The sequence below is a fragment of the Suttonella sp. R2A3 genome, assembly GCF_021513215.1.
GTDB lineage: Bacteria > Pseudomonadota > Gammaproteobacteria > Cardiobacteriales > Cardiobacteriaceae > JAHUUI01.
Genome location: NZ_CP090975.1, coordinates 1636428 through 1649253, shown reverse-complemented (window position 1 = coordinate 1649253; position 12826 = coordinate 1636428). Strand labels below are relative to the sequence as shown.

At 49.9% G+C, this 12826-nt stretch carries 11 protein-coding genes; 5 read left to right on the top strand and 6 right to left on the bottom strand.

Annotation, left to right across the window (positions count from 1 at the left end):
• Window positions 1-12: 12 nt before the first annotated feature.
• Window positions 13-900 carry a LysR substrate-binding domain-containing protein gene (locus tag L0B52_RS07930; protein ID WP_235064190.1) on the bottom strand — a complete coding sequence of 296 codons (888 nt, stop codon included), beginning with the start codon at window positions 898-900 and terminating at the stop codon, window positions 13-15.
• Window positions 901-1126: 226 nt separating this feature from the next.
• Between L0B52_RS07930 and L0B52_RS07925 the strand changes: the two genes are divergently transcribed.
• From L0B52_RS07925 to astB, 5 genes are all read left to right on the top strand, one after another.
• The gene (locus L0B52_RS07925; protein ID WP_235064189.1) at window positions 1127-2290 is read left to right on the top strand and encodes an aspartate aminotransferase family protein; all 1164 of its coding nucleotides are present in this window, start codon (window positions 1127-1129) and stop codon (window positions 2288-2290) included.
• Window positions 2287-3519 (top strand): hydrolase, encoded by a 1233-nt coding sequence (locus L0B52_RS07920; protein ID WP_235064188.1) that lies wholly within the window; start codon window positions 2287-2289, stop codon window positions 3517-3519. The genes L0B52_RS07925 and L0B52_RS07920 overlap by 4 nt, the downstream gene beginning before the upstream one ends.
• A 16-nt stretch (window positions 3520-3535) precedes the next feature.
• A complete protein-coding gene (locus L0B52_RS07915) occupies window positions 3536-4558 on the top strand; it encodes an arginine N-succinyltransferase (RefSeq protein WP_235064187.1) in 1023 nt (340 codons plus the stop codon).
• 5 nt (window positions 4559-4563) lie between these two features.
• Window positions 4564-6033: a succinylglutamate-semialdehyde dehydrogenase gene (astD, locus tag L0B52_RS07910; RefSeq protein ID WP_235064186.1), complete on the top strand. Its 1470-nt coding sequence runs from the start codon at window positions 4564-4566 to the stop codon at window positions 6031-6033.
• A 73-nt stretch (window positions 6034-6106) separates the two neighbouring features.
• A complete protein-coding gene (gene astB / locus L0B52_RS07905; RefSeq protein ID WP_235064185.1) occupies window positions 6107-7423 on the top strand; it encodes an N-succinylarginine dihydrolase in 1317 nt (438 codons plus the stop codon).
• Between the two features lie 51 nt (window positions 7424-7474).
• On the opposite strand, the gene L0B52_RS07900 is transcribed toward astB, so the two are convergent.
• The 5 genes from L0B52_RS07900 to L0B52_RS07880 all read right to left on the bottom strand — a co-directional run bounded on the left by L0B52_RS07900 (window position 7475) and on the right by L0B52_RS07880 (window position 12794).
• On the bottom strand, window positions 7475-7726 hold the full coding sequence (locus L0B52_RS07900) for a GlsB/YeaQ/YmgE family stress response membrane protein (RefSeq protein ID WP_235064184.1): 252 nt from the start codon (window positions 7724-7726) through the stop codon (window positions 7475-7477).
• A 156-nt stretch (window positions 7727-7882) separates the two neighbouring features.
• The gene (locus tag L0B52_RS07895) at window positions 7883-9334 is read right to left on the bottom strand and encodes an NAD-dependent succinate-semialdehyde dehydrogenase (protein WP_235064183.1); all 1452 of its coding nucleotides are present in this window, start codon (window positions 9332-9334) and stop codon (window positions 7883-7885) included.
• Between the two features lie 122 nt (window positions 9335-9456).
• The gene (locus L0B52_RS07890) at window positions 9457-10803 is read right to left on the bottom strand and encodes an MATE family efflux transporter (protein WP_235064182.1); all 1347 of its coding nucleotides are present in this window, start codon (window positions 10801-10803) and stop codon (window positions 9457-9459) included.
• The gene (locus tag L0B52_RS07885; RefSeq protein ID WP_235064181.1) at window positions 10804-12123 is read right to left on the bottom strand and encodes a TrkH family potassium uptake protein; all 1320 of its coding nucleotides are present in this window, start codon (window positions 12121-12123) and stop codon (window positions 10804-10806) included.
• Window positions 12120-12794 (bottom strand): TrkA family potassium uptake protein, encoded by a 675-nt coding sequence (locus tag L0B52_RS07880; protein WP_235064180.1) that lies wholly within the window; start codon window positions 12792-12794, stop codon window positions 12120-12122. Before L0B52_RS07880 ends, L0B52_RS07885 begins: the two co-directional genes overlap by 4 nt.
• Between the last annotated feature and the right edge of the window lie 32 nt (window positions 12795-12826).

The window sequence follows — 12826 nt, the reverse complement described above, 5'->3', positions numbered from 1 at the left end:
GCTCATAAAGGTTCAAAGCACCTCAGCCAACCATTGGCGTAGTGTGATAATCCCTGGGTTATTGGTTTGTGCATTAGGAACCGCTAAAAAATAGCCACGTTCAGATTCAAGCACATGGGTATGGATGCGCTGTAACTGCCCGCTTTCGAGTTCGTGATTTAAGAAAAACGATGGGATCAGCGCCACCCCCAGTCCGGCAATCGCTGCTTGAATGAGCATATGAAAGGTTTCAAAAAGCAGACCCGCTTGCGGTGGCTGAGGATCAAAACCACTACCGCTAAACCATTCATGCCACAGCAATGGGCGCGGGGTAAAGGTCAACTGAGGCAGGCTAGCGAGCACTGCATAATCAGCCTCACCATCGAGTAAAGATGGCGAAGCAACGGCAATGAGCCGCTCATTGTGTAGGTTGCTCACTGAAACCCCAGCGGGCACTTCATTGTTAAATGAAATCATCGCGTCATAAGGCTTCGCGCTAAAATCAATCGTGCCAGAATCAGCCGATAAGCGCAGCCGCAGCCAAGGATAGCGCTGATATAAATCGGGAAGGAGCGGAATTAAACATTGTGCAGCAAAGGTGGTGAGCACACCGATATGCAAGGTGTGGTTCGTTTGTTCGTTATCTTCTACTGCGTGTGATAAATGTTGCATACGACGCAGCACAGCCACCGCCTCTTGATAATACCACTGCCCAAGCTCGCTTAAATACAGACGCTGTTTATCGCGGATAAATAAATCCTGACCAAGCTGGGTTTCAAGCCCTTTGATCTGTTTGCTCACCGCGGCCTGGCTCACATAGAGCGCCTGCGCGGCGGCTGTTACGCTAAGCAGGCGCGCGGTGGTGACAAAATAGCGCAGAGCTTTCGTGCTCGGTAGGTTAACAAAGGGTTGTTCATTCATCGCAACATTATAACTTAAACTCATAACCTATAGAAAATATGTTGATTGCCTTGAGATAAAATATTGCTATGCTTAGCAGGATCAAAATGCACGTGCTGCCGTGTTAGAACGACCTGTTGACTGGTTAACAAATCCTATATTCGCTGATTCACTGGCGTTTTATAATGGAGCAGCTGATAGCAATCAGTCACTAAGGTAGCCCGTTTTTCAACCATTGGAGATTATTATGCGCGAATCGATTATGCCCTGCTACGCCCCACCAGAGGTTTTATTTACCAGTGGCGATGGCTGCTATCTTTATGCTGATAACGGCGATCGTTATTCAGATTTCTCCTCAGGGATTGCGGTTAATGCCTTAGGGCACGCGCATCCTAAATTAGTAAATGCTTTGCGCGAAGCCGCTGGGGGCATCTGGCATTTATCGAATATGTTTCGTGTGGACTCAGGCGAGCAATTGGCGAACAAACTCACTGAACAAACCTTTGCCGATCGCGTATTTTTTGCCAACTCTGGCGCAGAAGCGAATGAATGCGGCTTAAAAGCGATTCGCCGCTACCATTATGATAATGGTCGCCCTGAACGCTACCGCATCATTGGTATGAGTGGTTCATTCCACGGTCGCACCATCGCTACCGTTGGCGCTTCAGGCAACCCTTCCTACACCAAAGGCTTTATCCCCACCGATTATGGCTTCGACCAAGTACCTTTTGGCGATATCGACGCACTCAAGGCAATGATTGGCGAACACACCGCCGGCATCATTTTAGAACCGGTTCAAGGCGAAGGCGGGATTAAAGTCGCCGATCCTGAGTATTTAAAAGCCGTACGCGCACTGTGTGACGAGCACGATCTGGTGTTGATGTTTGACGAAGTACAATGCGGATTTGGTCGCAGCGGCTCGTTGTATGCCTACCAAACCCTGGGCGTCACCCCTGATATTCTCTCCAGCGCTAAAGGCCTTGGTGGCGGTTTCCCGATTGGCGCTTGCTTGACCAACGAAAAAATCGGCAAGCACATGGTCATCGGCACCCACGGCTCAACCTTTGGCGGCAACCCGCTGGCCACCACTGTTGGCAATGTCATGCTCGACACTGTTAGTGACGAAGCGTTTTTAACCCACGTGCGCAAGATGAGCGACTATTTACGCAGCGAGCTCACTGAATTAAGTAAGCGCGTACCTGAGGTTTATGGTGAGGTAAGCGGTATGGGGTTGATGCTTGGTATCAAAGTGACCCCGGAAAATACCGAACTGTTAGTCAAAATGCGCGACGAGCAACAGGTTTTGGTGGTCAAAGCCGGCGGTAACTCTTTGCGCTTCTTGCCACCACTGATTGTTGACAAAGCAGAGATCGATGCGCTGATTAAAGCGTTGGAATCTGTGGCTAAATGAGTGAACGATTAAGCGCGCGTTATGCCGAAACGCTAAGCTGGATTGACGACCAACAGCAATCGTTGGTCGCAACCCTCATCGAATGGGCGAATATTAACTCTGGCAGTTATCACCACGCCGGGGTCGATGCGTACCGTGAAGTGATGCGCGCGGCATTTTCTGAGCTGCTTGACGAACAAGACAGCATCGAGCAAGTCAACCTCAAACCATTTAATGTCGTCAATCAACACGGCGAAGAAGTGCCGCAAACGGTGGCTGATGGCCTGATCATCCGCAAACGCCCTGAGGCAAAAAAGCGCATTTTTTTGTGCGGCCACTTAGACACCGTCTTCCCAAAAGATCACTCTTTCCAACGCTGTCAAATACAAAATGACAACCGACTCAACGGCCCGGGTGTAGCGGATATGAAAGGTGGCATTCTAGTGATGCTCACTGCGCTCAAAGCGCTGGAGCGCGAAACGTGTGCGGCCGATATTGGCTGGGATGTGTACTTAAGCCCGGATGAAGAAATTGGTTCACAATCTTCTGCGCCGATTTTTGAGCGTTTTAAAGACAACGCCTTTGGAATGATTTATGAGCCAAGCTTACCCGGCGGTGAGTTCGTTGGCGAGCGTAAAGGCTCGGGCAATTTTAGCGTGGTCGTGCGTGGACAAGCCGCGCATGCCGGACGCGCGTTTTATGATGGACGCAACGCGATTGCTAAATTATCCGCGATCATTAGCGATCTGACTGCGCTGAATGATCCCAACCACCCGACCACGCTTAATATCGCGACTATCGAAGGTGGATCCGCGCTGAATGTGGTGCCGGATTTAGCGATCATGCGTTTTAATATTCGTGTGGCCAGTGATGAAGATGCTCAAGCGATTTTACGCGCTGTTGATGAGGTGATCGCCAACCATCAGGCTGAAGGCTTTGAGATTAGCCGTCATGGCAACCTCACCCGCCCTGCCAAACCGATGGATAACACACAAAAAGCGCTATTTGCCGCGCTAGAACGGGTCAACAACGAATTAGGTTTACCCACAGAAATCATTGCCACTGGTGGTTGCTGCGATGGTAATAACCTCAAAGCGCTGGGCATGGCCAATATCGACACCCTCGGCGTGCGGGGTGGTAATATCCATAGCGCTGATGAATTTGTGTTGCTCGACTCGCTCAGCGAGCGCGCCAAACTTTCTGCATTGATGTTGCTCGGCTTTGCCAGTGGCGACATCATTCTCGAATAAGCTTAGAGGAGATTTTATGCTGTTTTTACGCCCCGTTGAGGAGCGCGATCTAGACGATTTGCTACAGATGTCGGAGGAAGTCGGCACAGGCATGACCTCCATGCCTAGCGACCTCAACACCTGGATGGAACGCGTACGTCTATCAAAAGATACCTTTAGCAATAACGACGAAACGCTTTTTTCTGATCACGGCGTCTATTTTATGGTCGCCGAGGATAGCGAAACCGGGCATGTGGTCGGCACTACTGCGATTTATGTCGGCATCGGCACCACCACACCCTTTTATTCTTACAAACAATCGCTGCTGGTTAAATACTCTGAAACGCTGAATAAATTATTCGAAATTCGCGTACTCAATTTAGTCAACGATTTCACCCGCGCCACCGAAATCGGCTCACTGTTTTTGCGCGAACCCTATCGCATAAACCACACCGGACAATTCCTCTCGCGTGCACGCTATTTGATGTTCGCGGATTTCCCTAAGCGTTTTTCTGAAACGATTATCGCAGAGATGCGCGGCTGGCAAAGCAAAGAAGGGCATTCACCGTTTTGGCAGGCGTTAGGCAAGAAATTCTTTGATCTGCCGTTTGAAAACGCCGACCGCATTTCAGCGACTCACGGCAGTCAGTTTATTCAAGATTTGATGCCGAAATATCCGGTATATGTGAATTTATTACCCAAAGATGCTGCTGAATGTATTGGTAAGCCGCACGATGTGTCGATCAAAGCGATTTATATGCTCGAAAAAGAAGGCTTCCGCCACGATGGTTATGTTGATGTGTTCGATGGCGGCCCCACCGTACAATGCCACCGCTCGTTAATTAAATCGGTTGAAGAAGCCCAGCCACGTGAAGTGGTGATTGGTGAACCCAACGATGCCCCACGACACATCATCAGTAACGGCAACATCAGCCGCTACCGTGTGACCGTCTGCGCGGCAGAAGTCAGTAACACGACCATCACACTTTCTCAGGAAGCCGCCACTGTGCTTGGTGTACAAGCTGGTGACTCAGTGCAATCGATTCAAATGGTGGAGTAATGATCATGCAACAATGTTTTATTAACGGTCAATGGTCTCCTGGTCAGGGCGATGAACTCACTGCAACCAACCCCGCCACTGGCGAAGTTGTCTGGCAAGGACACAGCGCAAGCAGCGAAGATGTTGATCGTGCGTTTCAAGCTGCTGCCGATGCGTTTGGCGCCTGGGCGCTGCGACCACTGGAAGAGCGAATCTCGATCGTCAAGCGTTATCAAGCATTGCTCGAAGCACACAAAGAAACTATGGCTCGCGATATCATGCTCGACACCGGTAAGCCGCTGTGGGAATGTCGTACAGAAGCCGGATCAATGATTGGTAAAGTGGCTTTGTCGATCACCGCTTACCAAGAGCGCACGGGCGAGAAAAGCAGCGGTGACGCATCAATGCGTACCCGTTTAGAGCACCGCCCACATGGCGTGTGTGCCGTATTCGGCCCGTATAATTTCCCAGGCCACCTACCCAATGGCCATATTATTCCAGCACTGATTGCCGGCAATACGCTTGTGTTTAAGCCTAGTGAACAAACCCCACGCAGTGGTGAGCGCATGGTGGCACTACTCGCTGAAGCAGGTGTTCCAGCGGGGGTAATCAATTTCCTTCCAGGTGAGCTCGATACCGCAAAAGCCATCACCGCACATCCTCTGCTGCGTGGTTTCTTTTTTACTGGCAGTTCTCAGGTTGGCAAGCTCATCCATGAGCAGTTCGCCGGACAGCCGGAAAAAATTCTCGCCCTTGAAATGGGGGGTAACAATCCTTTAGTGGTGCTCGATGATGCGCCGACCGATGCGGCTGTCTATCACACCATTCAATCGGCGTTTATCACCGCCGGCCAGCGCTGTACCTGCGCACGTCGTCTCATTGTCCCGCATGGGGAAGCAGGCGATCGCTTTATTGCCGCGCTGGTTGAGGCGAGCAAAGCCTTGCATATTGCCGCACCCGATGCTGATCCTGCGCCATTTTATGCAACGGTGATCAACAACACGACTGCGAATCATCTTCTCAACGCCCAGGAAGATTTAATCGCGCTCGGCGGCAAAGCGCTGCTCACCATGCAGCGCTTAGAAGAAGATAAGCCTTATCTCAGCCCGGCGATTATAGATCTAACCGAGGCAAAAGATGTGCCTGATGAAGAGCATTTTGGCCCTTTACTGAAAGTCTATCGCGTGTCCGATTTGGATGCAGCGATCGCACTGGCCAATGCCACCCAGTACGGCCTCTCTGCAGGTATTTTTACCGAAGATGATGAGGCTTGGCAACGCTTCTATACCCTCTCACAAGCAGGCATTGTTAACCGCAACAAGCCGATTACTGGCGCGAGCGGTAATGCGCCATTTGGTGGCACAGGTTGTTCAGGTAACCATCGCCCGGGTGCGTATTACGCAGCAGATTATTGTGCCTATCCGGTGGCGAGCGTGAGTAGCGATCACTTACACATCCCAAGCGAACAACCGCCGGGTATGAGCAACAGCCGCTAATCATTACGACAATCAAAACACACGAACACGCGCTACTGATACGTAAGCGCACGATAACGAATAGAGGAATAGCATGAGTACGGCTCACGAAATTAATTTTGATGGCCTGGTTGGTAACACGCACAACTATGCCGGCTTATCATTTGGCAACGTTGCCTCAGCGAACAATAAAGGCCAGGCGTCATCGCCCAAACAAGCCGCCCTGCAAGGACTCGCTAAGATGAAAGCGCTTGCTGACAGCGGGCTAAAACAAGGCGTTTTGCCGCCGCATGTGCGTCCGTATATGCCTTATTTACGCGCGCTAGGGTTTACTGGTAACGATAGCGCTGTGTTAAACAGCCTCAAAGACCATCGTGAATACCGCAATATTTGCCATTCGGCGTCGAATATGTGGGTCGCCAATGCGGCAACGATTGCACCTTCGGCCGATACCGCTGATGGTCGCGTTCATTTCACGCCGGCAAACTTACTCTCTATGCCGCACCGTGCGATGGAAGTTGCACAAACGGCACGTAGCTTAAAAGCGATTTTTGCTAACCCTGAGCATTTTGCTCATCATCAGGCGCTACCTGATGGCATTCACAGCGATGAAGGTGCAGCGAATCACACCCGCTTTTGTCGTGAGTATGGCGATGCTGGGGTGCACTTTTTTGTGTACGGTAAATCGGTATTTAGTGGTGGCGCTGCGCCTAAGAACTTTCCTGCTCGCCAAACCCGTGAAAGCTTTGAAGCGATCGCACGCCTGCATGGTCTTGCCGAAGATCAATGCGTGTTTGCCCAGCAAAATCCTGCGGTGATTGATGCCGGCGTGTTTCATAACGATGTGATTTCTGTGGGTAATCGTCAGGTTTTATTCACTCACCAGGATGCCTTTGTCGATCAAGCGGCAGTTTATAACGCGCTACAAGCGCGTTGTGGTGCTGATTTTAGCGTGATTGAAGTGCCACGTGATGCTGTTCCGGTCTCTGATGCTGTGGGGAGTTATTTATTTAATTCACAACTGGTCAGCTTAGGCGATCAGCAGGTACTCATCGCCCCGAGCAACTGCCAAGATTATCCCAGCGTACAACGCTACCTAGAGCATACTCTGCGCCAACATCCTTCGATTGCTGACGTGCGCTATTTCGACGTGCGCCAATCGATGGCTAATGGCGGCGGGCCTGCGTGTTTGCGTTTGCGGGTGGTGCTTACTGAGCGTGAGATAGCCGCCCTTTCAGGTAATGTGTTACTCACTGAAGATTTATACGCCACATTGTGCGATTGGGTAACGCGCCATTATCGCGATCAACTCAATCCTGAAGAACTCGGCGACTCTGCACTTTTAAGCGAAACACACGCCGCACTCACTGAACTTAGCGATATTTTGCAATTACCCGACTTATACGCCTAAAAAAAGGGTGGCCTATCACAGACCACCCTTTGCAACGTTTTACGCTTAAAACTAGGCACGTTTAATCATTTTTAAAATCGCCAACAAAACAACGGCGCCTAAAAAGGCCGTACCAATCGTCGGCAAATTAATGCCGGATGTTTGAGTGGCAAAACCCAGCACGCCACCGAGCCAACCACCAATAAACGCACCAATCACGCCAACAATAATATCGCCAATCAGCCCGAAACCGCCGCCTTTAACAACCAAACCTGCAAGCCAACCAGCAACCAATCCAACAACTAACCAAGCAATAATACTCATATCAACCTCCATTAGTTAAAAAACGCTATGCAAAGAGCCACTTACCTAACGCGCCTTTGACGCCTCTTAACGTACAACAAAGCAGTCTAAGACGCCATTAAGAAATGGTGAACCACCTTGGTTTTAGCACAACGATCAGATTTGAGTTTAAGTAAACTAGACGCTGGTGCACCAATATTTGATGTTGAGATATTCTTCGATGCCATATTTTGAGCCTTCACGGCCAAACCCAGATTGTTTGACCCCACCAAATGGCGCTACTTCAGTTGAAATCAACCCGGTATTATGACCCACCATACCATAGTCAAGCCGCTCCATAACCCGCCAGGACCTTGCGGCATCGTTGGTATAAAAATAAGCCGCCAATCCAAACTCCGTATCATTAGCTGCAGCAATCACTGCTTCTTCGCTAGTAAAGGTATTAATCACGGCAATCGGGCCAAAGATTTCTTCATGGGCGATCCGCATTTCTTGCGTGATACCGGTTAAGATGGTTGGCTCGAAACTCAATGCTGAGGCTTCGTGAGGATGACCACCAAGCACACATTGTGCGCCTTTTTCCAGCGCATCAGCGACCAGCGCTTTATTTTTATCAAGCGCATCTTTATTAATCAGCGGCCCAATATCGGTTTGCTCTTGTGCTCCATCGCCAACGCGCAACGCACGCACTTTGTCGCTTAACTTAGCGATACATGCTTCAGCAATGCTCTGCTCGATGTAAATACGGTTCGCACAGATACACGTTTGTCCGGCGTTACGGTATTTCGAGGCGATAAGACCATCGACTGCTGCATCAATATCCGCATCCGCAAAAACAATAAATGGTGCATTGCCACCGAGTTCCATGGAGAGTTTTTTCAAGGTGGGTGCGCATTGTGCCATCAGCGTTCGCCCAACCTCGGTTGAGCCGGTAAACGATAATTTCTGCACCTCAACGCTTGAGGTAAGCACCCCGCCAATCTCTGAGGATTTACCGGTAACAATTTGCAGCACACCGGCTGGAATCCCTGCGCGCAGCGCCAGTTCACCTATCGCTAGCGCGGTTAATGGGGTTTCGGTTGCCGGTTTGACAATACTGGTACAACCCACTGCCATAGCTGGCGCGACTTTGCGCGTAATCATCGCAGCCGGGAAATTCCATGGCGTAATCGCTGCACATACACCAACAGGCTGCTTGATCACCACATAACGCAAATCGGGCGATTTCGCCGGAATCGTATCACCATAGACGCGTTTTCCTTCTTCAGCAAACCAGCGAATAAAGCTGTTCGCATAACGTATTTCGCCGAGTGATTCTTTAAGCGGCTTACCTTGTTCTGCGGTCATGATCGCGGCAAGGTCCTGGGTGTGTTCATCAATTAAATCCGCCCAGCAGTGCATCAACTGCGCACGATCCTCAGCGGTTCGCCGCGCCCAGGATTTTTGTGTTTTACTCGCGAACTGAATCACCGAGGTGATTTGTTCAGCGCTCAGCTGCGGCACATGAGAAAGCACATCGCCATTAAAAGGATTGGTGACTGCAATCTCAGCCTGATCTGTTGCGCCATACCAGCCGTCTTCGATCAAACATTTTGATTTTAATAATGATTTATCAGATAAATGGAGCATAACCTACCTCCTAAAGTTCGTCAGCTTAAGTACTTGATACGCCACTACGTTAATTCATGCATCGATATTATTGCGTTGTCTTTTCTTAATCCGCAGCTGCGTTAATGTTAAGACAAAGCAATTTAAGTCGATTGCTTGTGTTTAATCAGAGAAAACACCCGCCATGAACCCAGCACGGCATTAATCGCCAGTCCAACAGCAAGCCCGCCCCACAAGCCGTAGAGCCCAAAGTCAAACACATAAGCAAAGGTTAACCCGGCCGGAAAGCCTAAAATCCAATACCCGAGAATCGCGAAGTACATCGCCACACGGGTATCTTGCAATCCACGTAGAATCCCGGCGGCGATTACTTGTGTACCATCGGCGATCTGAAAAATGGCAATAATCGCCAGCACACTGCTGACTATACCGATAATCTCAGCATTATCGGTATAGAGTGCAGCAATTGATTCACGCAAACTGATCAATACACTTGCCGACACACACATCAAGAGCACTCCGAGAATAATCCCACCAAGCGCCACATGATAAACCGCGCGATAATCGCCGCGCCCTTGCTCATTAGCCGCACGAATGGTCATCGCTGACGATAAGCCCAAAGGCAGCATAAACATCATGCCGGATAAATTCAGCGCAATCTGATTCGCTGCAGTGATCAACTCACCATCGCGACTGACGATCAAACCAATCACATTAAATAACCCGGCTTCCATGACAATCGCCACCGCAATCGGCACCCCGACCTTGAGCAACAGACGAATTTGCAGCCAATCAATCGGTGCAAATGATTGAAATAGACGTAAATTGCGCCAACGCGGATTGCGGTAAATCCCATAAAACAGCAACAACGCATAGAGGATAAAGGTGGTAATCGTGGCAAGCGCCATTCCAGGAACGCCGAGTTTTGGGAAAATCCACCAGCCGGTAAGAAACACATAGTTACCGATGATATTCACCGGCAACAGCGACACCTGAATAATAATATTGCTGCGCGGATGCGCCATGCCTTCTAGGAAAAATCGTCCGCTTAACGCAACAACAAAAATCGCCGCACCCGGCGCCATCACCAGCAGATAATGATTAGCTTCGCGGGCAACGTTGGGTACTGTACCAATCCAATACGGCACATTCGAGGCCAATAAAACGAGGAAAAAGGTCAGCACGCCGAGCAAGATACTCAACCACAGCCCTTGCTGGAAACTACGCCGAATACGCCGCGCGTCGCCGTTGCCGTGATAATGCGATACCGTTGCCGAGATCGCAATCGTGGTCCCAAGCATGAATAAGAAAATCATCGAATAAATTTGCCCGGCCAAGCCAACGCTTGCCTGAGTCAGCGGACTATCATCGCCGGCCATGATTGTATCGATAACCGTTGGCGCATAGCCAAGCAGCTGTGTCGCAATCAGTGGAATGCCAAGCGTGATGCTGCGCCATAGCTGGCTAAATAGTGTGGATTGGTTGCGCATTTAGCCCACCTGAATGGAGGTTTGCGCGTATTGCACACGTGATTTTTTGGGCAACGCAATAAAATAGGCCAAGGTTAGTGGTCCAATTCGCCCGGCAAACATCATCGCCATCAACACCCATTCGCCTAATGACGAAAGCTGTGAGGTTAACCCTCGAGATAAACCCACCGTACTCAATGCAGAAACCACTTCAAACACCACATCCAAAAAACTATGCCGCTCTTCAATAACCAACAAGATAAACACACTCACCATAATCATAATGCCGGTGATGATAGTCATCGCCAGCGCTTTTTTTACTTGCCGCTCGGGAACACTACGCGCAAATACCGTTACTTGATTTTGCTGTCGCAAATACGCGCGCGTGGTGAGTAATAATACAACAAATGTGCCTAATTTTAACCCACTTGCGGTCGATAGCGAGCCACCACCGATAAACATCAGCACAATCGTTAAAAACGTGCTGCCGTCGGTGAGCTCAGCGGTATTTAATGTATTAAACCCTGCAGTGCGCGGTGTGATTGTCTGGAACCACGCCGCTAAAGCTTGATCACCAACGCTCAACCCACCAAGCGTATTAGCATTATCGTATTCCAACACCCATAGCAGCACAAACGCAAGTATATTCAGCACCACGGTAGCAATCAGCACCACCTTGGTATTGACACTAAAACGCTGCCAGCGTTGCTGCGCACGGATATCCATCAGCACAAGAAACCCTAAGCCACCAACCATAATTAAGGTGGTGATCGTCAGGTTCACCACCACACTATCCACATAAGGCATCAAACTATCCGCACTAAGCGCAAACCCGGCGTTATTAAATGCCGAAATGGTGTAAAACAGGCCTTGATACATCCCCTGCACCCAGCCAAGCTCACGTCCCCAATAAATACTCAGCACCACAAAAGCCAGGCCTTCAAAGAACAGCGCGATTTTCACCACAGACACTGCGGTGGAAGTGATCTTATTCAAGCTCACTTGTCCAAATGCTTCTTGCGCCGCCATTTGCCCAGCCATACTCAACTGACGCTGCAAGCTGAGCATCGCCAACACCGCAAAGGTCATAAAGCCCAAACCGCCAAATTGAATCAGCAACATAATCACGATTTGCCCAAACAGGGTAAATTGCGCGGTATCAACCACTGCCAAACCGGTGACTGTGACCGCTGAAGTCGCGGTAAAAAGCGCATGCGTTGCGCCAATATCTTCTTTTGCGGCAAAGGGCAGCGAGAGCAAGACCGCACCGAGCGCGATCAACAGCAAAAAACCTACGGTGAGAATCAGCGGGGGGTGCTTAAATAAAAAGCGAGACATCATAATTTGTCGTGCGCACGGTCATAAGATTTCATGGTTTTACTCAACTCGCGCAGCGCATCAAGCGTCCCACCGAGTAGCAAATGATCGCCGGCTTTGATAATGAAATCCTCATCGTGACAAGGCAGCACTTCCGTACCACGTTTCACCATGAACACATCAATATCATGTAAATCAGCAAACGCTTCTCGTACGTTACGGCCATGAAAATACGCTTTCGCCAGCACATGAATCACATACAGGCCATCACCTAACGCCATATGATCGAGCACCATCGGGTAATTCATCGCCTGCGCGATACGTTTGCCCATATCTTGCTCCGGATGCACAATGCGTCGTACATTGAGCGCGGATAAAATAGCATGATGGGCATCGCTTTTCGCCTTTACCCACACATTGTGCACCCCCATATCGCGCAGATTAAGCGTGCAAAGCACACTGGCTTCTAAATTATCACCAATACTCACCAACACCCCATCACATTGCGTGAGATTAAGCTCTTCCAGCGTACTACGATCGGTTGCATCAGCGATCACACAGTGCGTTAACGCATCGCTCAACCGATCGACTTCTTGTGCGTCGATATCTACGCCAATCACCGTATTGCCCATCGACTGTAGCTCGATAGCTGCGCTGCGCCCAAATACACCCAAACCAATGACGGCAAAAAGCATAACCACTCCTCAAAGCACGCCTACAAAGGGTT

Bases quoted from the DNA above. Each gene is read 5' to 3' on its own strand.
- L0B52_RS07915 (WP_235064187.1), top strand. From the start codon at position 3,536: ATGCTGTTTTTACGCCCCGTTGAGGAGCGCGATCTAGACGATTTGCTA.
- L0B52_RS07900 (WP_235064184.1), bottom strand. From the start codon at position 7,726: ATGAGTATTATTGCTTGGTTAGTTGTTGGATTGGTTGCTGGTTGGCTT.
- L0B52_RS07880 (WP_235064180.1), bottom strand. From the start codon at position 12,794: ATGCTTTTTGCCGTCATTGGTTTGGGTGTATTTGGGCGCAGCGCAGCT.
- astB (WP_235064185.1), top strand. From the start codon at position 6,107: ATGAGTACGGCTCACGAAATTAATTTTGATGGCCTGGTTGGTAACACG.
- L0B52_RS07925 (WP_235064189.1), top strand. From the start codon at position 1,127: ATGCGCGAATCGATTATGCCCTGCTACGCCCCACCAGAGGTTTTATTT.
- L0B52_RS07885 (WP_235064181.1), bottom strand. From the start codon at position 12,123: ATGATGTCTCGCTTTTTATTTAAGCACCCCCCGCTGATTCTCACCGTA.
- L0B52_RS07895 (WP_235064183.1), bottom strand. From the start codon at position 9,334: ATGCTCCATTTATCTGATAAATCATTATTAAAATCAAAATGTTTGATC.
- L0B52_RS07930 (WP_235064190.1), bottom strand. From the start codon at position 900: ATGAATGAACAACCCTTTGTTAACCTACCGAGCACGAAAGCTCTGCGC.
- L0B52_RS07890 (WP_235064182.1), bottom strand. From the start codon at position 10,803: ATGCGCAACCAATCCACACTATTTAGCCAGCTATGGCGCAGCATCACG.
- astD (WP_235064186.1), top strand. From the start codon at position 4,564: ATGCAACAATGTTTTATTAACGGTCAATGGTCTCCTGGTCAGGGCGAT.
- L0B52_RS07920 (WP_235064188.1), top strand. From the start codon at position 2,287: ATGAGTGAACGATTAAGCGCGCGTTATGCCGAAACGCTAAGCTGGATT.